General features: G+C 67.8%; 26 protein-coding genes and 2 tRNA genes. 17 read left to right on the top strand and 11 right to left on the bottom strand.

The annotated features are described in order from the left end of the window. Positions 1–2 precede the first annotated feature (2 nt). Genes ACVWZN_RS02100 through ACVWZN_RS02090 form a run of 3 tightly spaced genes read left to right on the top strand, consistent with a single transcriptional unit; the run spans position 3 to position 2,086 of the window. A complete protein-coding gene (locus ACVWZN_RS02100) occupies positions 3–401 on the top strand; it encodes a SufE family protein (RefSeq protein WP_456954687.1) in 399 nt (132 codons plus the stop codon). Continuing rightward, positions 398–1,633, top strand: coding sequence for an MFS transporter (locus ACVWZN_RS02095; RefSeq protein ID WP_456952402.1), 1,236 nt, complete (start codon positions 398–400; stop codon positions 1,631–1,633). Before ACVWZN_RS02100 ends, ACVWZN_RS02095 begins: the two co-directional genes overlap by 4 nt. Positions 1,634–1,669: 36 nt before the next feature. Further along, positions 1,670–2,086 (top strand): hypothetical protein, encoded by a 417-nt coding sequence (locus ACVWZN_RS02090; RefSeq protein WP_456952401.1) that lies wholly within the window; start codon positions 1,670–1,672, stop codon positions 2,084–2,086. Positions 2,087–2,152: 66 nt separating this feature from the next. Here ACVWZN_RS02090 and dksA read toward each other — a convergent pair whose 3' ends face one another. Beyond that, positions 2,153–3,241, bottom strand: coding sequence for an RNA polymerase-binding protein DksA (gene dksA / locus ACVWZN_RS02085; protein ID WP_456952400.1), 1,089 nt, complete (start codon positions 3,239–3,241; stop codon positions 2,153–2,155). A 207-nt stretch (positions 3,242–3,448) separates the two neighbouring features. On the opposite strand from dksA, the gene yidD reads away from it, so the two are divergent. Together yidD and ACVWZN_RS02075 are read left to right on the top strand one after the other, a co-directional pair. After that, entirely contained in the window at positions 3,449–3,667 is a 219-nt protein-coding gene (yidD, locus tag ACVWZN_RS02080; protein ID WP_456952399.1) for a membrane protein insertion efficiency factor YidD, read from the top strand. Positions 3,668–3,728: 61 nt separating this feature from the next. After that, positions 3,729–4,583 carry a M23 family metallopeptidase gene (locus ACVWZN_RS02075; RefSeq protein WP_456952398.1) on the top strand — a complete coding sequence of 285 codons (855 nt, stop codon included), beginning with the start codon at positions 3,729–3,731 and terminating at the stop codon, positions 4,581–4,583. Between the two features lie 26 nt (positions 4,584–4,609). Here ACVWZN_RS02075 and folE2 read toward each other — a convergent pair whose 3' ends face one another. The 6 genes from folE2 to efp all read right to left on the bottom strand — a co-directional run bounded on the left by folE2 (position 4,610) and on the right by efp (position 9,742). Beyond that, on the bottom strand, positions 4,610–5,530 hold the full coding sequence (gene folE2, locus ACVWZN_RS02070; protein ID WP_456952397.1) for a GTP cyclohydrolase FolE2: 921 nt from the start codon (positions 5,528–5,530) through the stop codon (positions 4,610–4,612). A gap of 88 nt (positions 5,531–5,618) precedes the next feature. Further along, on the bottom strand, positions 5,619–6,317 hold the full coding sequence (locus ACVWZN_RS02065; RefSeq protein WP_456952396.1) for a hypothetical protein: 699 nt from the start codon (positions 6,315–6,317) through the stop codon (positions 5,619–5,621). Then, complete coding sequence (gene gph / locus ACVWZN_RS02060) at positions 6,314–6,988, bottom strand: phosphoglycolate phosphatase (protein ID WP_456952395.1); 675 nt, start codon at positions 6,986–6,988, stop codon at positions 6,314–6,316. The genes ACVWZN_RS02065 and gph overlap by 4 nt, the downstream gene beginning before the upstream one ends. Continuing rightward, entirely contained in the window at positions 6,985–7,698 is a 714-nt protein-coding gene (gene ubiG, locus ACVWZN_RS02055; protein ID WP_456952394.1) for a bifunctional 2-polyprenyl-6-hydroxyphenol methylase/3-demethylubiquinol 3-O-methyltransferase UbiG, read from the bottom strand. Before ubiG ends, gph begins: the two co-directional genes overlap by 4 nt. Beyond that, a complete protein-coding gene (locus ACVWZN_RS02050; RefSeq protein WP_456952393.1) occupies positions 7,698–9,038 on the bottom strand; it encodes a TRZ/ATZ family hydrolase in 1,341 nt (446 codons plus the stop codon). The genes ubiG and ACVWZN_RS02050 overlap by 1 nt, the downstream gene beginning before the upstream one ends. 137 nt (positions 9,039–9,175) lie before the next feature. Then, on the bottom strand, positions 9,176–9,742 hold the full coding sequence (gene efp / locus ACVWZN_RS02045) for an elongation factor P (protein WP_027082663.1): 567 nt from the start codon (positions 9,740–9,742) through the stop codon (positions 9,176–9,178). Between the two features lie 102 nt (positions 9,743–9,844). Between efp and epmB the strand changes: the two genes are divergently transcribed. After that, on the top strand, positions 9,845–10,858 hold the full coding sequence (gene epmB / locus ACVWZN_RS02040; protein WP_456952392.1) for an EF-P beta-lysylation protein EpmB: 1,014 nt from the start codon (positions 9,845–9,847) through the stop codon (positions 10,856–10,858). A gap of 167 nt (positions 10,859–11,025) precedes the next feature. Further along, entirely contained in the window at positions 11,026–13,104 is a 2,079-nt protein-coding gene (locus tag ACVWZN_RS02035) for an EAL domain-containing response regulator (protein ID WP_456952391.1), read from the top strand. 66 nt (positions 13,105–13,170) lie between these two features. On the opposite strand, the gene htpX is transcribed toward ACVWZN_RS02035, so the two are convergent. Continuing rightward, the gene (gene htpX, locus ACVWZN_RS02030; protein ID WP_456952390.1) at positions 13,171–14,064 is read right to left on the bottom strand and encodes a protease HtpX; all 894 of its coding nucleotides are present in this window, start codon (positions 14,062–14,064) and stop codon (positions 13,171–13,173) included. Between the two features lie 105 nt (positions 14,065–14,169). Between htpX and gluQRS the strand changes: the two genes are divergently transcribed. The 3 genes from gluQRS to phaR all read left to right on the top strand — a co-directional run bounded on the left by gluQRS (position 14,170) and on the right by phaR (position 16,428). Beyond that, a complete protein-coding gene (gene gluQRS / locus ACVWZN_RS02025) occupies positions 14,170–15,042 on the top strand; it encodes a tRNA glutamyl-Q(34) synthetase GluQRS (protein ID WP_456954686.1) in 873 nt (290 codons plus the stop codon). A 57-nt stretch (positions 15,043–15,099) separates the two neighbouring features. Further along, a complete protein-coding gene (phbB, locus tag ACVWZN_RS02020; protein ID WP_027082658.1) occupies positions 15,100–15,840 on the top strand; it encodes an acetoacetyl-CoA reductase in 741 nt (246 codons plus the stop codon). A 111-nt stretch (positions 15,841–15,951) separates the two neighbouring features. Then, a complete protein-coding gene (phaR, locus tag ACVWZN_RS02015; RefSeq protein ID WP_036141815.1) occupies positions 15,952–16,428 on the top strand; it encodes a polyhydroxyalkanoate synthesis repressor PhaR in 477 nt (158 codons plus the stop codon). Between the two features lie 28 nt (positions 16,429–16,456). Here phaR and ACVWZN_RS02010 read toward each other — a convergent pair whose 3' ends face one another. Together ACVWZN_RS02010 and ACVWZN_RS02005 are read right to left on the bottom strand one after the other, a co-directional pair. Beyond that, complete coding sequence (locus ACVWZN_RS02010) at positions 16,457–17,383, bottom strand: M48 family metallopeptidase (protein WP_027082657.1); 927 nt, start codon at positions 17,381–17,383, stop codon at positions 16,457–16,459. A 23-nt stretch (positions 17,384–17,406) separates the two neighbouring features. After that, positions 17,407–19,254, bottom strand: coding sequence for an SUMF1/EgtB/PvdO family nonheme iron enzyme (locus tag ACVWZN_RS02005; RefSeq protein WP_456952389.1), 1,848 nt, complete (start codon positions 19,252–19,254; stop codon positions 17,407–17,409). A gap of 83 nt (positions 19,255–19,337) precedes the next feature. On the opposite strand from ACVWZN_RS02005, the gene rnd reads away from it, so the two are divergent. Beyond that, the gene (rnd, locus tag ACVWZN_RS02000; RefSeq protein ID WP_456952388.1) at positions 19,338–20,435 is read left to right on the top strand and encodes a ribonuclease D; all 1,098 of its coding nucleotides are present in this window, start codon (positions 19,338–19,340) and stop codon (positions 20,433–20,435) included. A gap of 54 nt (positions 20,436–20,489) precedes the next feature. Here rnd and ACVWZN_RS01995 read toward each other — a convergent pair. Next, positions 20,490–20,565: transfer RNA gene (locus tag ACVWZN_RS01995), tRNA-Ala, on the bottom strand. Between the two features lie 121 nt (positions 20,566–20,686). Between ACVWZN_RS01995 and ACVWZN_RS01990 the strand changes: the two genes are divergently transcribed. The 6 genes from ACVWZN_RS01990 (at position 20,687) to ACVWZN_RS01965 (ending at position 25,838) form a co-directional block, all read left to right on the top strand. Then, positions 20,687–20,763: transfer RNA gene (locus ACVWZN_RS01990), tRNA-Arg, on the top strand. A 90-nt stretch (positions 20,764–20,853) separates the two neighbouring features. After that, a complete protein-coding gene (amaB, locus tag ACVWZN_RS01985; protein ID WP_456952387.1) occupies positions 20,854–22,386 on the top strand; it encodes an L-piperidine-6-carboxylate dehydrogenase in 1,533 nt (510 codons plus the stop codon). A gap of 9 nt (positions 22,387–22,395) precedes the next feature. Beyond that, positions 22,396–22,689 (top strand): DUF4190 domain-containing protein, encoded by a 294-nt coding sequence (locus ACVWZN_RS01980; protein WP_456952386.1) that lies wholly within the window; start codon positions 22,396–22,398, stop codon positions 22,687–22,689. After that, a complete protein-coding gene (locus ACVWZN_RS01975; protein ID WP_456952385.1) occupies positions 22,689–23,750 on the top strand; it encodes a quinone-dependent dihydroorotate dehydrogenase in 1,062 nt (353 codons plus the stop codon). The genes ACVWZN_RS01980 and ACVWZN_RS01975 overlap by 1 nt, the downstream gene beginning before the upstream one ends. Further along, positions 23,747–24,799, top strand: a complete 1,053-nt coding sequence (gene murB / locus ACVWZN_RS01970) for a UDP-N-acetylmuramate dehydrogenase (protein WP_456952384.1) — start codon at positions 23,747–23,749, stop codon at positions 24,797–24,799. The genes ACVWZN_RS01975 and murB overlap by 4 nt, the downstream gene beginning before the upstream one ends. 154 nt (positions 24,800–24,953) lie before the next feature. Further along, the gene (locus tag ACVWZN_RS01965) at positions 24,954–25,838 is read left to right on the top strand and encodes a DMT family transporter (protein WP_456954685.1); all 885 of its coding nucleotides are present in this window, start codon (positions 24,954–24,956) and stop codon (positions 25,836–25,838) included. Positions 25,839–25,842 lie beyond the last annotated feature (4 nt).

Here is a 25,842-nt window from a genome sequence, read left to right as displayed (position 1 = left end):
AGATGGCCATCCGCGACGAATTCGCGTTCTTCGGCGACTGGGCCGAGCGCTACCAGTACCTGATCGACCTCGGCCGCAAGCTGCCGCCGATGGACGAAGCCTTGCGTACCGAAGAGACGCGACTGCTGGGCTGCCAGTCGAAGGTGTGGATCGTGAGTTCGGGCGATGTGTCGCGGCTGGATTTCCTCGCCGCCAGCGACTCGGCCATCGTCTCCGGCCTGATCTTCCTCGCACTGCGCGTCTACGCGGGGCGCAGTGCCGACGAGATCCTCGCGACGGAACCGTCTTTCGTCGCCGACATCGGTCTGTCGAAGCATCTGTCGCCGACGCGCAGCAACGGTCTGAGCGCCCTGCTCGCCCGCATCCGCGAAACCGCGCAGGTCGCGCGGGACGCCGCATGAGCGAGGCTGTGCCCGCACCAGCGCCGATGCGCGTTCCGGCGTTCGTCGCGTTGATGGGCTACCGCATCCTGACGATCCTGTCGTACCAGATCGTCTCGGTCGCGGTCGGCTGGCAGATCTATCAGCTCACACGCGATCCGCTGAAGCTCGGCCTGATCGGCCTGGCGGAAGTGATCCCGTACTTCTGCGTCGCGCCTTTCGCCGGCTACCTGGTCGACCACCTGCCACGACGCAAGCTCGGCATGGCGGCCTGTCTCGGCCTCGCGACTACGCCACTCGTGCTGATGCTGGTGACGACGCAGGCGGTACCGACGTCGCGGCTGTTGCTGATGTACTGCGCGGTCGGCCTGACGGGCATGGTTCGATCGTTTCTCGGCCCGGTCTACAACGCACTGTTCGGGCGCGTGCTGGTGCGCGAGCAGTACACGCGCGGCGCGAGCATCGGCAGCATCGTGTTCCAGGCGGGGCTGGTGATCGGTCCCGCGATCGGTGGCGCGCTGGTCGGTGCAGGCAGCGTGGTTGTCGCGTATGCCGTCGCGATGGCGCTCGCGCTGGGCGCGGCGCTGTCGGTGGTCTCGCTGCGCGTGACCGAACCCCCGCAGCAGATGCAGCGCGGGCCGATCTTCCGCAGCATCGGCGAAGGCATCCGTTTCGTCTTCGGCCACCAGGTGCTGCTCGGCGCGCTCGCTCTCGACATGTTCGCGGTGCTGCTCGGCGGCGCGATTTCGCTGGCGCCGGCATTTATTCGCGACGTACTTCATCGCGGCCCAGAAGCGCTCGGCATCCTGCGCGGCGCCCCCGCGCTCGGTGCGGTGCTGGTCGGTCTGTATCTCGCGCGTCGTCCGCTGGAGAAGCACTCCGGCCGCATCCTTCTCGCATCCGTCGCCGGCTTCGGCCTGTGCATGATCGGCTTCGGCCTGTCGACGTCGTTCTGGCTGTCCGCCGCGATCCTGATGCTGTCGGGCATGTGCGACGGCGTGTCGGTGGTGCTTCGCTCGACCATCCTGCAGCTCGCGACGCCGGACGACATGCGCGGCCGCGTGTCGTCGATCAACGGCATCTTCATCGGCTCGTCGAACGAGCTGGGCGCGTTCTGGTCCGGCGCGATGGCGAGGATGATGGGGCTGGTGCCGTCCGTCGTATTCGGTGGCGTCATGACCATCGCGGTCGTCGCATCGACCGCCTGGCGTGCGCCCAAGCTGCGCCGGCTGGATCTTCGCGAGCTACGCTAGGCCCGGCGCCGCTCCCGGCGTCACGGGAGACGTGCAATGCGCATTCGACCGAAATGGCTTCGCCCGGTGGCGATCGTCGCCGTGATCTGGAACGTGCTCGGCTGCCTCGCGTTCGCGGCGGACGCGCGGCTGAAACCCGGCGACATCGCGCGTCTTCCGCTGGATCAGCAGCACTTCTATGCCATGCGCCCGGGCTGGTCGGTCATCGGCACCGCGGTGGCGGTGATCGCGGGCGTGCTCGGGTCGGTCGCACTCACGCAGCCTCATCGCATCGCGTGGCCACTGCTGCTGGCGTCGCTGATCGGCGTGATCGTGCAGGACGTCGGCCTCGTCATCGCATCCGGTGGCGCGCCGGCGATGCCTGCGCTCGCCATGCAAGGGCTCGTGCTGCTCATCGCCATCGCACTCGCTTGGCTCGCGCATCGTTACGCGGCCAACGCACCGAACGCCTGAGCCGACGCCGCAAATACGAAGCCCCGCACTCGGCGGGGCTTCGATATCAACACCTGGATCGACGAATCAATCGCCCATCTGCTTCTGCAGGTGCTCCCAGCGCTCCTGCGCGTCGATCGTGCGCTCGGCGGTGAGACGCGCCTCGAGGCGATCCAGGCCGATTTCCTCGCCCGTATCGGCGCAGTAGCCGTAGTCGCCCGAGTCGATGCGCTTCAGCGTGCTGTCGATCTTGCTGATCAGCTTGCGGTAGCGATCGCGCGTGCGCAGCTCGAGCGAGTTCTCGGTCTCGCGCGTAGCGCGCTCGGCCTCGTCGCCGACGTCACGAACTTCCTCGCGGAGGTTCTCGATCGTCTGCTTCGATTCCTCGACCAGATCGCCACGCCATGACAGCAGGCGCTGGCGGAAGTACTCGAGCTGCAGCGGGTTCATGTACTCCTCGTCCGACTTCGGCTTGTAGCCGTCCGGAACGATGGGCCGACCCGTTGCGTCGTCGGTCTTGTACTCGGGCATGCGGCGCGTCGTATTCGACGTGGCGTTGCCCCGGTTGGCCGTCACGGCGACGGCGACCTTGCCACTGGATGGGCGCTCGACCACGGCGGGTGTCCCGCTCGTAGCTGCGGCGGGGGCCGCGGCGCTCTTCTTGTTTGCGTTCCTGCTCATCGACTCCACCTGCGGGGACGGACGCGCCGCGGCAACCGCGGTCGACGATGTCCCGTTCTTCAACGCGCCCGCCGCCGCACCGGTCTTCCCGGACTGCGTCGGACGTTCATTCGTGCCTTCCCGTGCTACCGCCTGCGCCGCGGGCTTCGCCGCTGCAGGCTGCTTCGCCGGAACCGGCGCCTTTTTCGCAACCGCGGGCTTGCGTGCTGCCGCTGCTTCGATCGCACGCGACGGAGCCGCGGTCTTCGATGCAGCCTTCTTGACCGGCGCCTTGGCGACCGGCGCAGCCTTCTTCGCCGGTGCCGCCTTCTTCGCGGGCGCCGGCTTCGCCTTCGATGCGGGCTTCGGCGGCGCCTTCTTGGCGACCACCTTCTTCGCTACAACCTTCTTCGCAGCCGGCTTGGCCGCGGGTTTCGCAGCTTTTTTCGCAGCCGGCTTCGCTGCGGACTTCTTGGCCGGCGAGGCGGCCTTCTTCGCGGTTTTCTTTGTCGCCACGAGCGCCTGTCCTTCTTCCCTTGAGGCGGGAAAGCGCGCTGTTATACCCTGCCCGCGTCAACGGCGGCAACCACACATGATGCGTGTTCGTACAGGGAGTTCGAGCGTGCTTCGACGTTGATTGCATGGGTGCCGCGATTACGCCCTGACAGCGAGCAACCGCGGCGATGTGGCCGCCATCATGGTGAGCCGGAGCATCAAGATTCCGTGATCGACCGCGCCCTTATCGCACTTCTGCGCGGATACAAGCGCTGGATCAGCCCGCTTCTCGGCCAGCGCTGCCGTTTCCATCCCACCTGTTCGGTGTACGCGATGGAGTCGATCGCACGCTTCGGCGCGCTCCGTGGCTCCTGGCTGGCCGCGCGACGCATTCTGCGCTGCCATCCGTTCCATCCCGGCGGGCACGATCCGGTGCCGCCGCGATGACTCAGCCGCGATTGGGCCAGCCGCGCCGATGATCGATACCTCTCGTTCGCGGAGGTACACGATGGCGCGACGCGCCCTGATCGCTTCGATGATCACGTTGCTCGCGGCCTGCGCGGTGTCTCCGCGGAGCGCATCGGCGCCCGTCACCGCGACATCGCGCATGTCGGTCGAATTGCCCGCGACCGCATCGCAGGGCGCGCTGGCGATCGGCCGCGCTCCCGCGAATGCGCATGTTCGATTCGCAGGACGCGACGTTCGCGTCGCGCCCGACGGGCATTTCGCGCTCGGCATCGCGCGCGACGCCAGCGGCCGCATGCCGGTGTCGATCGACGTGCCGGGCTCGTTGCCCGAAACTATCGGCCTGCAGATCGTGCCGCGTGACTGGCCGATCGAGCACGTCAACGGCGTGCCACCGGCGACAGTGAATCCGCCGCCCGCCATCGCTGCTCGCATCGAAGCCGAACAGGCGCGTGTCGCCGCAGTACGTACGCGCGACGACGAACGCGTCGATTTCCTGCAGCGCTTCCAGTGGCCGGTGCAGGGCCGCATCAGCGGACGGTTCGGCAACCAGCGCGTCTACAACGGCAGCGCCGGCGCGCCGCATTCGGGCATGGACATCGCAGCTGCGACGGGAACGCCGGTGCATGCGCCGGCCGCGGGAACGATCACGTTCGCCGATCCCGATCTCTACCTCACCGGCGGCACCGTGGTGCTCGACCACGGCCACGGCGTGAGTTCGAACTTCCTGCATCTCTCGCGCATCGATGTGCACGTCGGCGATCGCGTGGCGCAGGGTCAGGTCATCGGCGCAGTGGGATCGACCGGTCGCGCGACCGGCCCGCACCTGCACTGGGGCATGAACTGGTTCGATGTGCGGATCGATCCGCTGCTGCTGGTCGACGCGCCTGCCAGGTAATGCGGCTTCGCGTCTGGCGCCGAACGTCAGGCGCCGACGCCTTCTCCGCTCACCGATGCGACGGCATCGTGTGCATGCAGGCTTTCGAAGTGCGACACGCGCGCATCGAAACGCACCACGTGCGGATCGTGCGCAAGCGCATGCGCAACGCGGCGCGCGGCGTCCTCGCAGAACATCAGGTTGCGCGCGTTGAGCGCGGCGAAGGCTTGCTCATCCTCACGCTTCACCGCGGTCTGCACCGGCGTTCCGAGCGCGGATTCGACACGTTCGATCAGGTCGACGATCGGCAGCGACGCGACGCCTGCTGCAAGCCGCACACGCGCCTCCGCGCGGCTGCGCTGTGCGTGCGGTGTTGCGACCAGCCCCTGTTCGGAACGCAGCCAGTCGCGCACCGACGCGGCGTCGACCGTGCCATCCGCGCCGAATGTCTGCGCGAAAGCTTCGGCGGTCATCTGCCGTGACAGCGCGGCCGAGGCCGGACACGTCGACGAATAATCGATGTCCACGCCCAGGTCGATCGACACGCGGCCATCGACGACATTTGCGATGACCTCGACCGGATACGCCTTCCAGCCCGCGTTCGCGCTGGCGAGCGCCGGGCGCAGCAACAGGTGATCAAAGCGGATCGCGAGGTGCGCCGAACGAGACAGATCGCCCTGTGTTTCCACCAGCGCTGCGAGGACGCGCGCCAAACCGTCGGGCGTCATTTCTTCCGCGGCGAAGGCGTGCTGCAGGCGCAGGTAAAGGCGCGACATGTGGATGCCGCGCGCATCCGGATCGCGCAGGTCGACGAAGACATCGACCTTGGCCGGGACCTGCATCGATTCGCCGGTTGCGGATCGCGTGCGCACCGGCAATGCGATGCCCGCCATGCCGACGCGATCGAGTGCGCGCGCAGTGGCGGCGCGATCGAGTGCGACATCGGGCATGACGCGGGGCTGGGTCATCGACGGGCCGTGCAATCCAGTGAAGTCACGCATTCTACCGAGGCCGTGTTTCGTGCCCGGGACCGCCTGCGGAACGGTCCGTGACGCGTCAGTCGCGTGCGCCGCGCCAACCCGCCCACAGGGCGGACCATGGCGACAGCGGCGCCGCGGCATGCCCAGCGGCAAGTCGCGCGCGGGCCAGCGACAGCGCGACGCCGCGCGATGGCGTGAGCCCGCGTAGCGACGGCCAGTCGGCGAGCAATGCGCTTGCCCAGCGGCCGGACGCATCGTCCTGAGCGGCAATGTCGGTCGGCACCGCTTCGCCAGGATGCCGCGCCAGCCGCGCATGAAGCCACGTCGCGGTCACCGCATCCGGACGTGACGGCCCCAGCAGCGACTGCTCGGCCGCGGCGATCGCATCGGCGAGCGGTTGAAGCTGCTCACGCGCCTCGACCATGTCGCGTGGACGAAAGCGCGCGCTCACCAGCGTCGGCAGCGCCTGCGCGACGCCACTCCATGCACCCGCCTGCTTCTGCAGCACGACGCCGAGCGGATGACGTCGGATGCCTTTCGACCATCCGGCGAGCTCGTCGATCCACCAATGCAGCTTGGCCTCGCCCGGACGCGCGTCATCGCCGCGCCACGCGGCTTCCTGCCATTCGAACTGCAGCGCCTGCCAGGCGTCGACGACGTCGCGCTGCGACGCGGGCACGAATCGCTCCACGAGCGCCCACTCGGGCCACGCGCCGCGCCATTTCGCGACGAACGCGGACGCATCGCCGGCGGGATGCGCGTCGATCTCGCTCACTGCGGCATCCACTTCGACGGGTCGAGCATGTCGCGCGGTGCGTCGAGCATGACGTCGCCCTGCCACGACACCGGGTCGTCCTCGTCAAGGCGATAACCCCACAGTGCGACGACCGATCGCATGCCGGCCGCGCGCGCAGCGGCGATGTCGCGCTCGTCATCGCCCACGTAGACGCAGTCGGCGATATCGACGCCCATGCGTTCCGCCGCGACGCGCAGCGGCAGCGGATCGGGCTTGCGCGCGGGCAGCGAATCACCGCCAATCAATACGGCGCAGCGGGAGTCCCACCCCAGGATCGGCATCAGCGCGACCGCGAGTGATTCGGGCTTGTTTGTCACGATGCCCCAGCGCGAGCCAGCCCCTTCGATCGCGGCAAGCAACTCTTCGACGCCATGGAACGGCGGACCATGCAGGCCGAGCTCGCGACGGTAGTGCTCGAGGAATTCGGGAATCCACGTCTCGCGCGTCGCGGCGTCGACCTGTGGAAACGCGGCGCCGACCATCGCGCGCGCGCCCTTCGAAACATGCGGACGCAACGCGTCGAGCCTCATCGGCGGCTCGTCACGCGCGGCACGCATTGCATTCACCGCAGCGAGCATGTCCGGCGCGCTGTCGAGCAGCGTGCCGTCGAGGTCGAACAGCACGGCCTTGGGAAATCGAACGTCGCTCATCCGGGCTTGCGCGCGCTGACGATGTAGTTGATCTCGGTGCGACGCGTGAGGCGCGCCGACTGCAGCATCGGCAGGTACATGAGGCCGCTGACGTCCTCGAGCTCCATGCCGGCGGCGCGCAGCCATGCACCCAGCTCGGACGGCCGCACGAAGTCGCGGTACTGGTGCGTGCCCTTCGGCAGCAGGCGCGCCACGTATTCGGCGCCGACGATGGCGAACGCGAACGCCGCAGGCGTGCGGTTGATCGTCGAAACGAACAGGCGGCCGCCCGGCTTCAGGGCGTCGGCACAGGCGCGAATGACCGCGGACGGATCGGGCACGTGCTCGATCATTTCCATGCAGGTGACCGCATCGAATGTGCCAGGCGAGGCTGCAGCGACTTCTTCGACGGCCTGCACGCGGTAGTCGACGGTCGCACCGCTTTCCATCGCATGCAGCCGCGCCACCTTGACCAGCTCCGGCGCGAGGTCGATCGCGGTGACGTTCGCACGCGCGATCGCCATCGCTTCGCTGAGCAGGCCCGCGCCGCAGCCGACATCGAGCACGTTCGCACCCGACAAAGGCACGCGATCGGCCACGTACTGCAGGCGCACCGGATTCAGCGCATGCAGCGGCTTCTGCGGGCCGTGCGGATCCCACCAGCGCGCAGCGAGCGCGCCGAAGCGGTCGAGTTCGGATTGACGGAAATTGCCGGCGGTGGAGGTGGTCATCAGGCGGTCCGGATCTGGCGAATGCGATCGCGCCACTGTCGCGCATTCGCGCGCAGCGCATCGCGGTCCATGTCGACGAGTTCGCGATCGCGCAGCTTGCGGCGGCCGGCGATCCAGACATCGGTGACCTGATGGCGGCCGGTCGCGTACACGAGCTGCGAGATGACGTGGTACAGCGGCTGGCTTTCGATGTCGTCGAGGTCGATGCAGACAAGATCGGCCTGCTTGCCAGCGCGAATCGAACCGATTTTCGAGCCGAGGCCGAGCGTGACCGCGCCGCCAAACGTCGCGGCGCGCAAGGCACTTGCGGCGTCGAGCGCGGACGCATCGTCCGCAACCGCCTTCGCGAGCAGCGCCGCGGTGCGCGTTTCGCCCACCATGTCGAGATCGTTGTTGCTCGCGCAGCCGTCGGTGCCGAGGCCGAACGTCACTCCGGCGCGCTGCAGCTTGCAGACCGGGCAGAAGCCCGACGCGAGCTTGAGGTTCGACTCGGGGCAATGCGCGACGCACACACCGCGCTCGGCGCACAGCGCGATTTCCTCGTCGGTGAGCTGCGTCATGTGCACCGCGATCAGGCGGTCGTTGACCAGCCCAAGGCGATCGAGACGCGCCAGCGGGCGCATGCCGAACTGCGCGATCGAATCGCGGATTTCCTGCGCGGTCTCGTGCGTGTGCAGATGGACGCGGACGTCGCGGTCGCGCGAGAAGTCGCGCACGCGTTCGAAGTTCGCGTCGTTGACGGTGTACGGCGCGTGCGGCGCGATGGCGGTGCCGACCAGCGCATCGTCGCGCCATGCGGCGTGCACGTCCGCGGCCTTGCCGAAGTATTCGTCCGACGTTTTCGCCCACGCGGTCGGAAAATCGATGACCGGCAGGCCGACCAGCGCGCGGAAGCCGTAGCGCTTGTACGTCTCGGCCTGCACGTCGGGGAAGAAGTAGTTCTCGTTGGCGCAGGTGGTACCGCCGCGCAGCATCTCGGCGATCGCCAGCGCCACGCCGTCGCGCACGAAATCAGGCCCGATCACCGCACCTTCGACTGGCCAGATATGGCCCTGCAGCCATTCCATCAGCGGCAGGTCGTCGGCGATGCCGCGCAGCAGCGTCATCGGATTGTGCGTATGCGAATTGACGAGGCCGGGAATCAGCGCGGCGTTAGGGCGCGACACGACTTCCTTCGGCGCGAACCGCTCGCGCATCTCGGCGCGCGGGCCGATGGCGACGATGCGGTCGCCTTCGATCGCGACCGCGTGGTCGTCCCAGACTTCCGCATGCGGCTCGACCGGCACGACCCAGCCGGCTTCGATCAGGACATCGCAGGGTTGCTTGGCGTCCTCGCCCATCCCATCACCTCGTGTCGGTTGCCGAAGGCTAGCCGCTGACGCGTTACCGCTGCGAAAGCGCCGGCCCGATACAGAGAAGCCCGCGGCGGGCCGCGGGCTTCGTCATGGCGGCGACCGGTCGCCCGGTCGCGCGTTGGTCACTTCACGCGGCTGACGTAGTCGCCCGAACGCGTGTCGACCTTGATGATCTCGTCCTGGTTCACGAACAGCGGCACGCGCACGACAGCGCCGGTTTCCAGCGTCGCCGGCTTGCCACCGCCGCCCGAGGTGTCGCCACGCACGCCAGGGTCGGTCTCGGTGATCTTGAGCTCAACGAAGTTCGGCGGCTGCACCATGATCGGCGTGCCGTTCCACAGCGTGACCACGCACTCTTCCTCGCCCTTGAGCCACTTCTCCGCGCCGCCCATGCCGTTCTTGTCGGACTGGAACTGCTCGAAGGACTCCGGATTCATGAAGTGCCAGTACTCGCCGTCGGCGTAGAGGAACTGCATGTCGGTGTCGACGACGTCCGCCTGCTCGAGGTTGTCCGTCGCCTTCATCGTCATTTCGACGACGCGGCCGGACTTGATGCTGCGGTACTTGATGCGGGTGAAGGCCTGGCCCTTGCCCGGCTTGACGTACTCGGTTTCCGTGATGACGCACGGGTCGTTGTTGACCAGGATCTTCTGTCCGGTCTTGACGTCGTTCATGCCGAGGCTGGCCATGCAAAACTCCTGCGGATGCGGGCCGGGGCTCATGGGCGCCAGCTAGAATGGGTCGGTGCCGGGACGCGGATGCGACCGGCGAATCGAGCAGATCAGCCCGCAATGATACCCGCTGCCCTCTCCCCGCCGCACGCGCCCCCGGCCGTGCGCTGGCAACAGCTCTGGCGCGACGCCGTGCGGGACCCGCGCGAGCTGCTCGCGATGGTCGGGCTGGACGAGGTCGCGACGGGGGTGTCGGAGGACGCGGCCGCGCAGTTCGCGCTGCGCGTGCCGCGCGGATTCGTCGCCCGCATGCGCCACGGCGACCCCAACGACCCCCTGCTCCGCCAGGTGCTTCCGCTCGATGCCGAGATGCAGCCATCCCCTGGCTTCGCGCTGGACGCCGTGGGCGATTCGCTGGCCCGCGCCGGCCAGGGCGTCATTCGCAAGTACCGCGGCCGCGCGCTGCTCGTCGCCACGGGCAGCTGCGCGATCAATTGCCGCTACTGCTTCCGACGCCATTTCCCGTACGGCGACGAGACCGCGGCGGCGGCGGGCTGGCGGGAGGCGGTCGCGCTGATCGCCGCCGATCCGTCCATCGACGAGGTCATCGTGTCCGGCGGCGACCCGTGGTCGCTGTCCACGCCCAAGCTCGCCGAACTCACCGACGCGCTGGCCGCGATCCCGCACCTGCGCCGCCTTCGGGTGCATACCCGGCTACCGGTCGTGCTGCCCGAGCGGGTCGACCACGAGCTGGTCGCATGGCTCGGCAGCCTGCCTTGGCCGGTGACCGTCGTGCTGCACGCCAACCACGCCAACGAGTTCGATGCTTCGGTCGACGGCGCCTTGGCCCGCCTACGCGCCGTCGGCGTGACGCTGCTCAACCAGGCCGTGCTGCTGCGTGGGGTCAACGACTCGGTCGACGCGCTGGCCGACCTGTCCGAGCGCGGCTTCCGGGCCGGCGTGCTGCCCTATTACCTGCACCAGCTCGACCGCGTGCAGGGCGCGGCACACTTCGAGATCGAGGACGGCCGCGCCCGCGAGCTGCACCGTGCGCTGGCGGCGCGGCTGTCCGGCTATCTGGTCCCGCGACTGGTCCGCGAAGTAGCGGGCGATCCGGGCAAGCGCCCGCTCTGAAAGTTTCGGCCGGACCGGCCGATGGGTAGATAGCCGTACGCCGAAGTACGTCTCTCCGTCACAATCCGGGCGCCCGGGGCACCATTCGTCGCCCGGGAACGACCGCTCGGGGATGACGCCGACACGGCCGGCATGTCATAAAAGAGCGCGACCGCCAGGAGATGCGAATGCAGTTCGGGAAAGACGCGGCCCTGCGACTTCTGATCGTCGACGACAGCGTGGAGGCGGCCGAGGCCGTCGTCAGCACGTTGCGCAACGCCGGCATCGCGGTCCGCCCGTCGCGGCCGGAGAACGCCGACGAGCTCGCGCACCAGGTCGGCCAGCAATCGCCGGACCTCGTGCTGCTCGATCGCAAGGCCAAGCTGGTCTCCGCCGACGCCGTGCTGCAGCAGGTCGCGACCAGCGGCAAGGATCTCCCCGTACTTCTGCTCGTCGACGAGATCGACGAGGCCGGCGTGCTGGAGGCGATGTCGCTTGGCGCGCGCGGCGTGGTGCTGCGCCGTCGCAACGACCACATCGTCAACATCGTCCAGACCGAGTGGTCCGACCTCGAAGCACGACGCGCGCTGCGCAAGCTCGAGTTCCAGGTGCGTGAGACGGAACGCCGCTGCGACTCGCTGATCGAGTCCTCGCGCGATCCGATCGCCTACATCCACGAAGGCATGCACATCCGGGCCAACTCGGCCTACCTCGAGATGTTCGGCTACGAGACATTCGACGAAGTCGAGGGCATGTCGCTGCTCGACATGATCGCGCCGTCGCACGTCGAAGCATTCAAGGCGCTGCTGAAGAAGCTGTCGAAGGGCGAAGCGCCGCCGCCGCGCGTGGAAGTCGAAGCGCGCACACCCGACGGCAACCAGTTCGCCGCGGTCATGGAATTCACGCCCGCGATGTACGAGGGCGAGCACTGCCTGCAGCTGGTGCTGCGCCGCCAGGAACTCGATCCCGATCTGCAGCGCGAAGTGGAAGAGCTGCGCCAGCGCGACCAGGTCACCGGCCTGCTCAATCGCGCGACGTTCCTGCGTGCGCTGGAAGATGCGGTTGCAGACGCCGCGCAGAACTCCACGCATCACGGCTTCCTGCTGATCGAGCCGGACTACTACGCCAAGCTGCTGCAGGACATCGGCCTCGATGCCGCGGACGACCTGGTCGCCGCCTGCGCGCGCCGACTGCGCGACAGCGTGCCGGAAGACGTGGTGCTCGCGCGCTTCGGCGAGCACCAGTTCGCGGCCTTGTCGCGCGGCGCGAACCACGAAGTCACGCAGATGCTCGCCGAACGCGTGCGCAATGCGTTCTCCGAGCACGTGGTCGACGCGGGCAACCGTTCGCTCAACGCCACCATCAGCATCGGCGGCGTGCAGATCGGCGAGAAGATCGCCAGCGTCACCGCGGTGCTCGCACGTGCGACGCAGGGCATCCAGTCCTCGGTCGGCATGGGTGGCAACCGGTCGGAAATCTTCGACCCCGGCGCGGCCGATCGCGCCGAGGAAGAGCGCGTTCAGGCGTGGGTGGATCGCATCCGCGATGCACTCGATTCCGACCGTTTCGCGATGGCCTACCAGCCGCTGGTGAGCCTGCACGGCGAGTCCGGGGAAATCTACGAGGCCTATCTGCGCATGAAGGGCGATCAGGGCGAGCTCGTCGCGCCGCTCGCCTTCCTTCAGATCGCCGAGGAGAACGGCCTGCTGTGGGAGATCGATCGCTGGGTCGTCGGCCGCGCGCTGGAGGTCATCGGCGAGCGTATCCGCGCCGGCAAGCGCACCACGCTCTTGGTCAAGATCACCGAAAGCTCGCTGCAGGACGACAGCCTGCTCAAGCACATCGAGGAGCAGATCACGCGCCACGGCGCCGACGGCAGCCTGCTGGTCGTGCAGCTTCCCGAGTCGAAGGTGTTCACCAACCTGCGTGCGGCGCAGGAGTTCCAGGCACGTGCGGCGCGATCGGGTGTGCGCGTGGGCTTGGAGCACTTCGGTGCTGGCCTCAATTCATTCCAGCTGCTCGCGCACTTCGACGCCGACTTCCTCAAGATCGACCGCACCTTCATGGAGAACCTCGGCACCAGCGTCGAGCACCAGAAGCGCCTGCGGGACATCACCGACAAGTCGCGCGCGCTCGGCAAGCACACCATCGCCGAGCATGTGCGGGATGCGCAGAGCATGAGCGTGCTGTTCGGCGCAGGTGTCGACTACGCGCAGGGCTTCTTCCTTGCCGGCGTCAGCACGACGATGGACTACGAGTTCGGTTGATCGATCGCCCGTCCCGAAAAGCAAAAGCCCGCCGATCGGCGGGCTTTTTCGTTGCAGCGATGACGCTTAGCGCACGACGCGCACCGATGGTGTTTCCGCCGGCATGCGGCGCAGCGCTTCGATGCGCTCGGTCAGCGGCGGATGCGTCATGAACAGGCGACGCAGGCCGTGCGCGACGCCGCCACTGATGCCGAACGCCTGCACCTGCTTGGGCAGCGTGGTCGCGCCGTAGGTGCGCGACAGCTTTTCGAGCGCCGCAATCATCTTGTCGCGACCGGCAAGGCGCGCGCCGCCGGCGTCGGCACGGAATTCGCGATGGCGCGAGAACCACATCGCGATGACGCTCGCGAGCAAGCCGAACACCATGTCGAGCACCATCACCGTCATGAAATAGCCGATGCCGCCGTTGCGGTTGTTGCCGCCGAGGTAGCCGTCGACGATGCGCCCGACCACACGCGCGAGCACGATCACGAACGTGTTGAGCACGCCCTGCACCAGCATCATCGTGACCATGTCACCGTTCGCGACGTGGCTGATCTCGTGGCCGAGCACTGCTTCGGCTTCGTCGCGATCCATGTTGCGCAGCAGGCCGGTCGAGACGGCGACGAGCGCATCGTTGCGACCCGGACCCGTCGCGAAGGCGTTGATTTCCGGGCCGTCGTAGATCGCGACCTCCGGCATGCCGATGCCTGCGGCGTCGGCCTGGCGACGCACTGTGTCGAGCAACCAGCGTTCGGATTCGTTGCGCGGCTGTGCGATCACCTGCGCACCGGTGGTGCGCTTGGCGATCCATTTGGACATCATGAGCGAGATGAACGAGCCGCCGAATCCGAACAGCGTCGCCATGACGAGCAGGCCGCCACCGGTCTGTGGATTCACGCCGAGCAGGCGCATGACCACGCTGAGCAGCAGGAGGACGGCGAGGTTGGTCGCGAGGAACAGGGTCAGGCGCTTGAGCATGGCGTCGAGGGTCGAAAGGTTGGCGTTACGTCCCGTTGAACGTGGCGCGTGCACGGCCGCTTTTCAATCCCCGCGCGACGCATCGTGCAGCGACGCTTCATCCGCATGACGGGCAGCGGATATCGCGGCCGGTTCGCGCCCTCGCCCACCGGCGACCTGCACGCGGGCTCGTTGCTTGCCGCGCTCGGCAGTTGGCTGTTCGCGCGACGCGCCGGTGGCCGCTGGCTGGTGCGCGTCGAGGATGTGGACACGCCGCGCGAAGCGCCGGGTGCCGCGCAACGCCAGCTCGACGCCCTGAAAGCCTTCGGCCTGCACGCAGACGAGCCGGTCGAGTTCCAGAGCGATCGATACGCGCTCTACCGCGCTGCGCTCGAGGATCTCGCGGACCGCGGCCTCGCGTTTCCGTGCTGGTGCAGCCGCAGCGACTTGGCTGCGTCCGGCGGCGTGCATCGCGCCTGCGTGCGTGCGCCTGATGCGAATCGCAGCCCAGCGATCCGCCTGCGCGTCGCCGACGAAACGCGCGTCCGTTTCGACGACGACCTGCTCGGCCCGCAGGTGCAGGACGTCGACGTCGAGGTCGGCGACTTCGTGCTCTATCGCGCCGATGGGCTGTCGGCGTACCAGCTCGCGGTGGTAGTCGACGACGCCGCGCAGGACATCACGCACGTCGTACGCGGCGCCGACCTGCTGGATTCGACACCGCGACAGATCCTGCTGCAACGTGCGCTCGGCCTGTCGACGCCCGGCTACGCGCATCTGCCCGTGGTTGTCGATGAGGAAGGCCGCAAGCTGTCGAAGTCGCTGGCGTCGAATCCGGTCGACCCGCGCGATCCGCTGCCCGCGCTGCATCGCGCATGGAAGGCGCTGGGTCAGGTTGCACTGCAACATTCCAGCGACGACACGCCGCGCGGCTGGCTCGAACGCGCCGTCGCGGCGTTCGATCCCGCGAAAATCCCGCGCATCGCAACACGCGCTTAAAGCATTCGTGCCTAGAATCGCGTGAGAGGCGCAGGTCGCGCCGGCACGGAGCAACTCATGCAAAGTCGCGTAGCACTCGTCACCGGCGGCACCGGTGGCATCGGAACGTCGATCATCGAAAGCCTCGCCAACAAGGGCCATCGGGTCGCCACCAACTACCGCGACGAGGCCAAGGCCCGCGCCTGGCAGCAGAAGCTGCGCGACAAGGGCATCGAAGTGTTCCTGGCGAAGGCCGACGTCGCCCATCCCGACCAGTGCGAAGCGATGGTGAGCGAGATCGAAGGCGCGCTGGGCCCGGTCGAGATCGTCGTCAACAATGCCGGCATCACGCGCGACACGACCTTCCACAAGATGTCGTCGGCGCAGTGGAACGAGGTCATCGCGACGAACCTGGGCTCGGTGTTCAACGTCACGCGCCCGGTCATCGACGGCATGCGCGCACGCAAGTGGGGCCGCATCATCCAGATCAGCTCGATCAACGGCCAGAAGGGCCAGTACGGCCAAGCGAACTACGCGGCGTCGAAAGCCGGCATGCACGGCTTCACGATTTCGCTGGCGCAGGAAAACGCGCGCTTCGGCATCACCGTCAACACGGTCTCGCCCGGCTACATCGGTACCGACATGGTGATGGCCGTGCCGGAAGAGGTGCGCAACAAGATCATCCAGCAGATCCCGACGGGTCGCCTCGGCTCGCCGGAGGAGATCGCCTACGCGGTGTCGTTCTTCATTCCCGACGAAGCGGGCTGGATCACCGGCGCGAACCTGGCGGTGAACGGCGGGCAGTACATGGGCTGGTGACCGCCGCCGCTGAAGCGGTCAGCCCCTGTGGCGGGCCGCTCCGGCGTCGCGGTTGCGTGGCCTGCCGCACTGCGTCATTCTCGGGACATCCCGCTTTCCGGTGTTCCGCAGATGGCTTCTCCGCGCGTCATCAAGAAGTATCCGAACCGACGGCTCTACGACACGGAAATCTCGAGCTACATCACCATCGAGGACGTTCGCCAGCTCATCATCGACGGCGAAGAGTTTGAAGTACGCGACGCACGCTCCGGCGACGATCTCACCCGCCAGGTGCTGCTGCAGATCATCTCCGAGCACGAGCAGGACGGCGAACCGCTGCTGTCGACGCAGCTGCTCAGCCAAATCATCCGGTTCTACGGCGACTCGATGCAGGGCTTCATGGCCACGTACCTCGAGAAGTCGATGCAGGTCTTCCTCGACCAGCAACAGCAGTTCCGCACGCAGATGGGCGGGCTTCTCGGCCAGACGCCATGGACGCTGATGAACCAGCTCACCGAGCGCAACCTTCAGATGTGGAAGGACTTCCAGCACAACCTCGCCGGCAGCATGGGCGCGCCGACCACGCGCAAGAGCGAGACGCAGAAGTAAAAACAGGCCGCGCGATGCGGCCTGTCGATCATTGCGGCGGATTCGCGCCGCAGAACTTCTTGTAGAACGCCTCCGCCTGCGGCATCAGCGCCTGCAGGTGGGCGATGCGGTTCTCCGGATCCGGGTGCGTCGACGCGAATTCCGGCGGACGCTGGCCGCCACCGACCTGCTCCATGCGCTCCCACAGCGGAATCGCCTCGTGCGGGTTGAAGCACGCGGCCGCGGCGAGCATCAGGCCCACCTGGTCGGCCTGCGATTCGTGGTTGCGGCTGTACGGCAAGAGGAAGCCGTACTGCGCCCCGGCGCCCAGCGCGCCCATCACCGCACGCTGCTGGTTCGGGTCCATGCCACCCAGCGCGGCGCCCGCCGCCATCTGGCCCATCTGCACCAGCTTCTGCTGCTCCATGCGCTGCGAACCATGGCGCAGCAGTGCGTGCGCGATCTCATGGCCCATCACCACCGCCATCGCGCTCTGGTTCTGGGTGACGGGCTGCAGGCCTGTGTAGACCGCGATCTTGCCGCCCGGCAGGCAGAACGCGTTCGCCTCGTCCGACTGGATGGCGACCGCCTGCCACTGGAAGCTCTTGTAGTTGTCCGGCGCCGCCGTGCCGTTCTGCTGCGCGAGATCGTTGGTGACATCGGGCACGCGCTGGATCAGGCGCTGCGCGATGTCGCGGATCTGCTGGCTGAAAGGCGAGCTTTCCGGCAGCAGCGCGTTCTGCGCCTGCGCGTCGCCGACCACCTGCTGGAAGGCCTGGTCACCGAGCTGCACTTCCTCGTCGGTGGACGCGCCGTAGTGCGCGGTCTCGCCGGTGTACGGGTCCTTCTGCGCACTGCCCATCCACGACACGGCGGCGTAGATCGCGAAGCCGAGCAGGATCACCCAGCGGATCGCGCCGAAGCCGAAGCCGCGGCGCTGCATGCCGGCACCCTGTCCCAACGGATCGATGCGCATCAATTGAACTCCCGATTGCGACTTCAGAGGTCGCGCACCACCCGGAAGCCGATGCGCGCGTTCGTGGTGTCCGCGTCCAGCCCGCTACGCCAGGCCGACCGCGTCTGTGCCGGTGCGCTGGCCCAGGAACCGCCGCGCAGCACGCGTTGCCTGCAGCCCGGGTTGAACCAGGCCCGCTGATCGCGTGGCGCGCGTCGGTAGCTGGAATGCCAGCAATCCGCCACCCACTCGCTGACATTGCCGGTTACGTCGTGAAGGCCGAATCGACCGGCCGCATAACGCGCGACCGGCGTCGGCCCCCAGGCGCCATCGGCATAACCCGCGAACGCGTTCTGCCACGGGCGTCCCGTCGGCGATCGATCGCCGGCACCGGTGTAGTTGCCTGACCGCGCCGGCGGCGTTCCGGCGCCCCACGGATACGGCGCCTTCGAGCCCGCACGTGCCACGTATTCGAATTCCGCTTCGCTCGGCAGGCGATAGCGATGACCCGTTTCCTCCGCGAGCCATTCGGCATACGCCGTCGCGTCCTTCGCGCTGACGTGCACGACGGGCAGATCGTCCGTCGCGGGTCGGCCGAGGTAATCGTGTTGCCAATCGACGTTGCCGCGTCGCACGAAGTTGCCGCTGCGCAGGTCGTAGACGATCGAGTAACCGCGACGCGTTGAACGCGCGCGGTATTTGGTGGCGTCGACGAAACGGCGGAATTGCCCGACGGTCACTTCCGTCATCGACACCGCCAGTCCGCGCTCGAAATGGATCGCGCGCGTCGGTCGTTCCGCATCGGTCGCGCCGCGTTCGCCGGGCGCCGCGCCCATCGTGAAGTCGCCGTACGGAATGACGACCATCGTCGGCGAGCGGCCGCCGCCCTGCAGGCCGTCGGTGAATCGCTGGCCGGGCTGGAAGAGCCCGTAGTGCACCGCGAAATCGATGCGTCGACGCAGCTCCGCCGCCGTCGGATCGGCCGCGGGCGCGATGCGCAGGATGTGCGCGAGAAAGCCTCGTGCGGTCTCGATGCCGTGCAATTCCGGAAGTGCCGCGATGCCGGCGTCACGCAGTTCACCGATGCGCGCCGCACGCTCGAACGCGATGCGCGCACGTGCTTCGGCGACGACGCCCGCCTGCGGCCGCACGCGACCGGCGAGCACAAGCCAATGCTCGGCACCCGCGTAGTCCTCGCGCGACGCCGCGTCTTCGGCTCGACGGATCAGCGCGCTCTCGGCTGCCGCGAGACCCTGTCGTGCGCGCGCGTCCGTCGAACGCAGCGCGATCGCGCGACGGAACCATGCGATCGCGCCGTCGCCGCCGTCCTCGCCGATGCGGCCCGCCGCGAGTTCAGCTTCGCCGCGCTCGCTGTCGCGCTGTCCGTCTTCGACGCGATCGACCTGCTGCAGGAAGCGTTCCACGTCCGGCCGATCCAGCGCGACCACGCGCAGCACCGACGCCGCGTGCCGTATGCGCTGCAATGCATCGGGATCGTCATCGATGTCGGCCAGCGACTCGCGCGCCTGCAGCACCAGCCCGGTGATCGAATGATCGACACCGGCTTCCGCCCGCTCGCGCATCGGCGGGTAGTCGCGCAGCGCCATAAAGATGGGCAGCGAGGATGTGTCGTCATCGGCGAAACGACCCGCGGCCAACGCCGTGTCGGCCTGCTTCGCCAGCGCCTGCGCATTGCGACGATCGACCGCGATCTGCGGCGCTCGCCACGTCGGCAGTCGCGCATCGGCCTCGCCCACTGTGACGGTCGGCGCGCTGCGGGGCTTCGCGGGGCCGGCGTCGTGGTCGCCATGGCAGCCGACGAGCAGCGACGCGCCCATCGCGACGCATAGCGTGACGGCCTTCGCGAGCCTCGTCCGGGCCTTACTGCGCAAGTCGCCTCCTGCCTGCGGCCGCTGCCGCCGGGTCCACGGAAAGTAGGCTATTGTCGCCCGCTCCCGCAAACCCGGCACCCGTCTTGGCCCACTGGATCGACAGCCCCGACGCACTCCGCGCGCGCCTCGCTTCACCGCCCTCGCGCGTGGGCCTGGACACCGAATTCGTCCGCGAACGCACCTACTGGCCGAAGCTCGCGCTGGTGCAGATCGCATTGCCCACCGACGACGGCGGCATCGACATCCTGCTGGTCGACCCGCTCGTGCCGGGCATGAACGAAGCACTCGCGCCGCTGCTCGCCGACGAGTCGGTGCTGAAGATCATGCACAGCCCGAGCGAGGACCTGATCGCGCTGCGCGAGACCTGCGGCCAGGTGCCGCGCCCACTGTTCGATACCCAGGCCGCCGCGGCGCTTGCAGGCGTCGGCGCGGGCCTGGGTTACCAGAAGCTGGTCGCCGAGATCACCGGTGTCGCGCTGGAAAAAGGCGAGACGCGTTCGGACTGGATGCGTCGTCCGCTGTCGGCAGCGCAGCTTCAGTACGCCGCAGAAGACGTCGCGCATCTGTTCGAGCTGCACGACACGCTGGTCGGCAAACTCGATGCGCTGGGCCGTCGCGAATGGCTCGATGCCGACATGGCGCGCACCGTCGCGCTGGCGATCGAAGATCCGACCGACCCGTGGCCGCATGTGTCGATGCGCAGCGCGCAGTTCCTCGACCGCGACGGCCAGGCCCGCCTGCTCCGCCTGCTGCGCTGGCGCGATGCGCACGCACGCGTCGCCGACCTGCCGCGCAGCTGGGTGCTCGACAACGAACTCGCCGCTGCCCTCGCCCGCCCGGAACCGACCGATCGCGATGTCATCGCCGAAACGATCCGCGCGCATCCCAAGCGCCCGCGCAAGCTGGTCGACGCGATCTGGAACGCGCTGGTGACACCGCTGCCTGATGAAGGCGACGCGCCGGATGCCGCGCAGGCCGAGCGTCGCGACAAGAGCCGTATCAAGGCGCTGCAGGACGCGGTGTCGAAGCGCGCGGCGGAACTCGGCGTCGCCGATGCGGTGCTGGCGTCGCGCCGCATGCTGGAGCCGCTGCTGGATACCGGCGAATGGCCGGAGTCGCTCGAAGGCTGGCGTCGCGAGCAACTGGAACCGGCGCTGGCGCCGTTGCTCGCCAAGCGCTGAGCGACCCGTTTCGCGCATAAAAAAACGGCGCCCGAGGGCGCCGTTCCAACTTCGTGGTGGAGCGGAGGGGGATCGAACCCCTGACCTTCGCGATGCGAACGCGACGCTCTCCCAGCTGAGCTACCGCCCCACGAAAGGACGCGCAGTGTAGCGGCACGGCGGCTGTCCTGCCAAGCGTGCAGCGGCCGTGCGCCTGTCGTGGCCTGTGATTACCGGCACAGTCCGCGTCCGTGCGAAAATCCGCCGCTTGGGGCCCCGTAGCTCAGCTGGATAGAGCGTCCCCCTCCTAAGGGGAAGGTCGCACGTTCGAATCGTGTCGGGGCCGCCACAGGAACCCTCGCCGCCTTGCCGCGCCTGCAGCCGATGCCGACGTCCACGTCGCTCGGCGGCATGCGTCGGCCGATCATGGAGCACCACGATGACCCATCCCGTCCTCACCGCCCTCGGCCTGACCGAGCTCGAATCCGGCACGTACATCGGCAGCGGCGAGTGGTCGACCACGCGCGACGCCGGCGTGCTCGAGTCCGTCAGCCCCACCGACGGCACCGTGCTCGCGCGCGTGCAAGCGTCCTCGCAGGACGACTACGACACGATCGTCGAGCGTGCGCAGGCGGCGTTCAAGGTGTGGCGCACGGTGCCTGCGCCGCGTCGTGGCGAAGCAATCCGCCTGTGCTCCGACGCGCTGCGCGCGAACAAGGACGCGCTCGGCACACTGGTCGCGCTGGAGATGGGCAAGTCGAAGGCCGAAGGCGACGGCGAAGTGCAGGAGATGATCGACATCGGCGACTTCTCCGTCGGCCTATCGCGCCAGCTCTACGGCCTGACCATGCATTCCGAGCGCCCCGGCCACCGCATGTACGAGCAATGGCATCCGATCGGCATCGTCGGAATCATCTCGGCGTTCAACTTCCCGGTGGCGGTGTGGGCGTGGAACGCGTTCGTCGCGGCGGTCTGCGGTGACATCTCGATCTGGAAGCCTTCGCCGAAGACGCCGCTTTCCGCGATCGCGTCGATGAAGATCTGCAACGACGCGCTGAAGGCCGGCGGTTTCCCTGACATCTTCTTCCTGTTCAACGATGCCGGCTCGGATCTCGCGCAGCAGTTCGTCGACGATTCGCGCGTCGCGCTGATCAGCTTCACCGGTTCGACCAAGGTCGGCCGCATGGTCGGCGAGCGCGTCGCGCGCCGCATGGGCCGTTCGCTGCTGGAACTCGGCGGCAACAACGCGATCATCGTCGACCCGACCGCCGAGCTGAAGCTCGCGATTCCCGCGATCGTGTTCGGCGCGGTCGGCACCGCGGGCCAGCGCTGCACCACCACGCGCCGCCTGTTCGTGCACGAGTCGATCTACGACGACGTGCTCGCCAAGCTCGTCACCGCGTACAAGCAGGTCGAGACCAAGATCGGCGACCCGACCGACCCGTCGAACCTGATGGGGCCGCTGAATTCGCGCGACGGCGTGCAGGCCTACCTCGACGCGATCGCTGCGGCGAAGGCCGCGGGCGGCACCATTGCAACCGGTGGCACCGCGCTCGATCGTCCGGGCAACTTCGTGCTGCCTGCGATCGTTACGGGCCTTACGAATGACGCTGCCATCGTCCAGCACGAAACGTTCGCGCCGATTCTTTACGTCATGAAGTATTCGACGCTCGACGAAGCCATCGAACTGCAGAACGCCGTGCCACAGGGCCTGTCGTCGTCGATCTTCACCACCAACCTCAAGGCCGCCGAGCAGTTCCTTGCGGCATGGGGTTCGGATTGCGGCATCGCCAACGTCAACATCGGCACGTCCGGTGCGGAAATCGGCGGCGCGTTCGGTGGCGAGAAGGAAACCGGCGGCGGTCGCGAGTCGGGTTCGGATGCGTGGAAGGCCTACATGCGCCGCCAGACGAATACGATCAACTACTCCGACTCCATGCCGCTCGCGCAGGGCATCAAGTTCGACCTCTGAGGCCATCGCATGAGCTCGCAGTCGATCAATGCGCCGTCCAGCCAACTCGCCATCGCGAGTCTGGTGCTCGGCCTGCTGTCGTGGGTGCTGATACCGGTGCTGGGCGGCTTCGGCGCGGTGATCTGCGGGCACATGGCGCGGCGCGATATTCGTGCCGCCCGCGGCGCGCTCGGCGGTGACGGAATGGCGGTCGCGGGCCTCGTGCTCGGCTACCTGCATCTCGTCGTGCTGATCGTCGGCGTGATCATCGCGCTGGTGTTCTTCGGCGGCCTGCTCGCCATGCTGGCCCACTTCGCGCACTGATGTACGGCCTGCTGCGTCCCCTGCTGTTCCGGCTCGACGCCGAGACCGCGCATGGCATCGGGCTGCGCGGGCTCGACGCGCTGGAACAGGCGGGGCTGCTCGGCCTCGTCGCGCGACGTCCCGCGCAGTCGCCCTACCCGGTCAACGTGTTCGGTCTCGACTTCCCGAACCCGGTCGGACTCGCAGCGGGCCTCGACAAGAACGGCGAGCACATCGACGCATTGTTCGGGCTGGGCTTCGGTTTCGTCGAAGTCGGCACGGTGACGCCGCGGCCGCAGGCGGGCAACCCGAAGCCGCGCATGTTCCGCTTGCCGCAGCATCGCGGCATCGTCAATCGCCTCGGTTTCAACAACCTCGGCGTCGACGCGCTGGTGCGCAACGTCGAGGCGTTGCGCAGTCGTCGCGGCATCCTCGGCATCAACATCGGCAAGAACAAGGACACGCCCAACGAGTCCGCGCAGGACGATTACCTGCACTGCCTCGAGCGCGTGTATCCGCTCGCCGACTACATCACCATCAACATCTCGTCGCCGAATACCGCCGGCCTTCGCGAGCTGCAGGAAGAACAACAGCTGCGCCGCCTGATCAGCACGCTGCGTGACGAGCAGGAACGTCTCGGCGCGAAACACGGCAAGCGCGTGCCGATGCTGGTGAAAGTCGCCCCGGACCTTTCTGACGACGACATCGAAGCCGCGGCGCGCGTGCTGGCGGACCTGCAGGTCGACGGTGTGATCGCGACCAACACGACGATCTCGCGCGAAGGTGTCGAGGATTCGCCGCATGCAGAGCAGACCGGCGGCCTGTCGGGTGCGCCGCTGATGCCGCAGGCGACCTACGTGCTGCGCCGGCTTCGCACGCGCATGCCGGAGTCGATCCCGCTGATCGGCGTCGGCGGCATTCTTTCCGGCGCCGACGCGGTCGCAAAAATGGCCGCGGGCGCGAGCCTGGTGCAGTGCTACACAGGCTTCATCTATCGCGGTCCGATCCTCGTGCGCGAATGCGTCGCCGCGATCCGTCGTCGCAAGGAAGCGCCAAGCCGCGGGCACATGCCGCCGACATGACCGATCCGATCCCCGGCGTGCGCGTCTCGCGCGACGCCGATCTCCGCAAGCTCAACACGTTCGGCGTCGACGCGCGCGCGCCGTGGCTCGTCGAAGTCGACGACGCCTCGCGCCTCGCGGACGTGTTCGCAGACATTCCGTTGTCCGGTACGACGCCGCTGGTGCTCGGCGGTGGCAGCAATGTGCTGTTCGTGGGCGCGCCCAGCGAGCCTGTTCTGCGGCTTACAGGTACGCGCATCCGCCTGATCGACGATGACGGCACGACCGTGCGCATCAAGGTGGACGCAGGCTTCGGCTGGCACCAGCTCGTCATGCGCACGCTCGATGACGGGCTTGCCGGCCTCGAAAATCTCGCGCTCATACCAGGAACCGCGGGTGCCGCGCCCATCCAGAACATCGGCGCGTACGGCGTCGAAGTGCGCGAACTGATCGACGCGGTGCATGCGTTCGAACCAGCGACCGGTCAGCACGTGCGGCTGTCGAACGAGGAATGCGGCTTCGCGTATCGCGACAGCGTGTTCAAGCACGAGCCGTCGCGATACATCGTCACAGCGGTCGAGTTCCGGTTGCGCGGCGGCGGCGCGCCGAACCTCAGCTATGCCGGCATCGCGGACGAACTTGCGGAGCGCGGTGTCAACTCGCCGACAGCGCGCGATGTGGCCGAGGCGGTCATCGCCATTCGCCGTCGCAAGCTGCCGGACCCCGCGGTCGTTGGCAACGCAGGCAGCTTCTTCAAGAACCCTATCGTTCCGGCGGATGCCGCCGACACGCTGCTCGCCGAGCATCCGCAGCTACCGGTTTTCGCGGCGGGTGACGGGCTGAGCAAGTTGTCGGCCGCTTGGCTGATCGACAGCGCCGGCCTGCGCGGTTACCGCCATGGCAACGCGGGTGTGTCGCCGGGCCACGCACTGGTGTTGGTCAATCACGGCGGCGCCAGTGGTGCGGACCTGTTGCGTGTCGCGCGGCACGTGGCTGCGACGGTATTCGACCGCTTCGGAATTTCGCTCGAGCCCGAACCGCGATTGATCGGCAGCAGCTGGGCGCAATGACGCCACGACCCGCGCGCGGCATCGACGCAACGCCGCGGCGTCCGGTTCCCTTCAACACCCCCGAATCCCACAACGTGATGCACCGTCGCGATCGCGCGGCGCGTATCAGCCATCCTTGCCGCCCATGACGCCCTCCCCCCGCACCACGCCGGTCATGCGCGCCGCGCTGCTCATGTTGGTGAGCACGCTGTTCTTCGGTCTGATGGCGATCACGATCCGCTATGCGTCGCGCACGCTGCCGGCATTCGAGATCGCGTTCTGGCGCAATACGTTCGGCCTGATCGCGCTGATGCCGCTGCTGCTTCGAAGCGGCGCGTCGATGCGCACGCGTCAGCTGCCCAAATACCTCGTGCGCAGCGCGATCGGCATCGGGTCGATGCTGTGTTCGTTCTGGGCGATCGGTCATCTGCCGCTGTCGCAGGCGATTTCGCTGTCGTATTCGACGCCGCTATTCGTGACGATCGCCGCGGTGATCTGGCTGGGCGAAGTCGTGCGCAGGCGTCGCTGGACCGCCGTCATCCTCGGTTTCATCGGCGTCATGGTGATCGTGCGCCCCGGCACCAGCGGATTCACTCATGCCTCGTTGATCGCGCTGGCGGCCGCGGTGTTGAGCGCGGTGGTCGCGATCCAGATCAAGCAGCTCTCGCGCATCGATTCGCCCGACACCATCGTCTTCTACACGTACGTGTTCTGGGTCCCGCTGTCGCTGATTCCGGCGCTGTTCGTATGGGTGTGGCCCGCGCCGGACGTATGGGTCTGGCTCATCCTGACCGGCCTGTTCGGCACCGGAGGGCAGCTGTTGTGGGCGCGCGCATTGAAGATCGGGGACGTCTCCGCGCTGACGCCGATCAGCTTCATGCAGCTACCGGTGGTGAGCGTCGCCGCGTATTTCCTGTTCGGCGAAAAGCTCGACCGGTACACCGTCATCGGCGCGCTGATCATCTTCGGCGCGAACGCCTACATCGCGCATCGCGAAGCGCAGTTGGCGCGCCGCGCCGCGACGACGGCGCCCGTCGAAGCTGCGCATCCGCAGGAATAAAAAA

This window comes from Lysobacter sp. HA35 (assembly GCF_054061195.1).
The sequence above is the reverse complement of the archived record's forward strand: the minus strand, read 5'-3'. Positions and strand labels throughout refer to the sequence as shown.

Coding starts and splice junctions, on each gene's coding strand:
- ACVWZN_RS02100 (WP_456954687.1), top strand. CDS start 3: ATGGCCATCCGCGACGAATTCGCGTTCTTCGGCGACTGGGCCGAGCGC.
- ACVWZN_RS02095 (WP_456952402.1), top strand. CDS start 398: ATGAGCGAGGCTGTGCCCGCACCAGCGCCGATGCGCGTTCCGGCGTTC.
- ACVWZN_RS02090 (WP_456952401.1), top strand. CDS start 1,670: ATGCGCATTCGACCGAAATGGCTTCGCCCGGTGGCGATCGTCGCCGTG.
- ACVWZN_RS02075 (WP_456952398.1), top strand. CDS start 3,729: ATGGCGCGACGCGCCCTGATCGCTTCGATGATCACGTTGCTCGCGGCC.
- folE2 (WP_456952397.1), bottom strand. CDS start 5,530: ATGACCCAGCCCCGCGTCATGCCCGATGTCGCACTCGATCGCGCCGCC.
- gph (WP_456952395.1), bottom strand. CDS start 6,988: ATGAGCGACGTTCGATTTCCCAAGGCCGTGCTGTTCGACCTCGACGGC.
- ubiG (WP_456952394.1), bottom strand. CDS start 7,698: ATGACCACCTCCACCGCCGGCAATTTCCGTCAATCCGAACTCGACCGC.
- ACVWZN_RS02050 (WP_456952393.1), bottom strand. CDS start 9,038: ATGGGCGAGGACGCCAAGCAACCCTGCGATGTCCTGATCGAAGCCGGC.
- efp (WP_027082663.1), bottom strand. CDS start 9,742: ATGGCCAGCCTCGGCATGAACGACGTCAAGACCGGACAGAAGATCCTG.
- epmB (WP_456952392.1), top strand. CDS start 9,845: ATGATACCCGCTGCCCTCTCCCCGCCGCACGCGCCCCCGGCCGTGCGC.
- ACVWZN_RS02035 (WP_456952391.1), top strand. CDS start 11,026: ATGCAGTTCGGGAAAGACGCGGCCCTGCGACTTCTGATCGTCGACGAC.
- htpX (WP_456952390.1), bottom strand. CDS start 14,064: ATGCTCAAGCGCCTGACCCTGTTCCTCGCGACCAACCTCGCCGTCCTC.
- gluQRS (WP_456954686.1), top strand. CDS start 14,170: ATGACGGGCAGCGGATATCGCGGCCGGTTCGCGCCCTCGCCCACCGGC.
- phbB (WP_027082658.1), top strand. CDS start 15,100: ATGCAAAGTCGCGTAGCACTCGTCACCGGCGGCACCGGTGGCATCGGA.
- phaR (WP_036141815.1), top strand. CDS start 15,952: ATGGCTTCTCCGCGCGTCATCAAGAAGTATCCGAACCGACGGCTCTAC.
- ACVWZN_RS02010 (WP_027082657.1), bottom strand. CDS start 17,383: ATGCGCATCGATCCGTTGGGACAGGGTGCCGGCATGCAGCGCCGCGGC.
- amaB (WP_456952387.1), top strand. CDS start 20,854: ATGACCCATCCCGTCCTCACCGCCCTCGGCCTGACCGAGCTCGAATCC.
- ACVWZN_RS01980 (WP_456952386.1), top strand. CDS start 22,396: ATGAGCTCGCAGTCGATCAATGCGCCGTCCAGCCAACTCGCCATCGCG.
- ACVWZN_RS01975 (WP_456952385.1), top strand. CDS start 22,689: ATGTACGGCCTGCTGCGTCCCCTGCTGTTCCGGCTCGACGCCGAGACC.
- murB (WP_456952384.1), top strand. CDS start 23,747: ATGACCGATCCGATCCCCGGCGTGCGCGTCTCGCGCGACGCCGATCTC.
- ACVWZN_RS01965 (WP_456954685.1), top strand. CDS start 24,954: ATGCGCGCCGCGCTGCTCATGTTGGTGAGCACGCTGTTCTTCGGTCTG.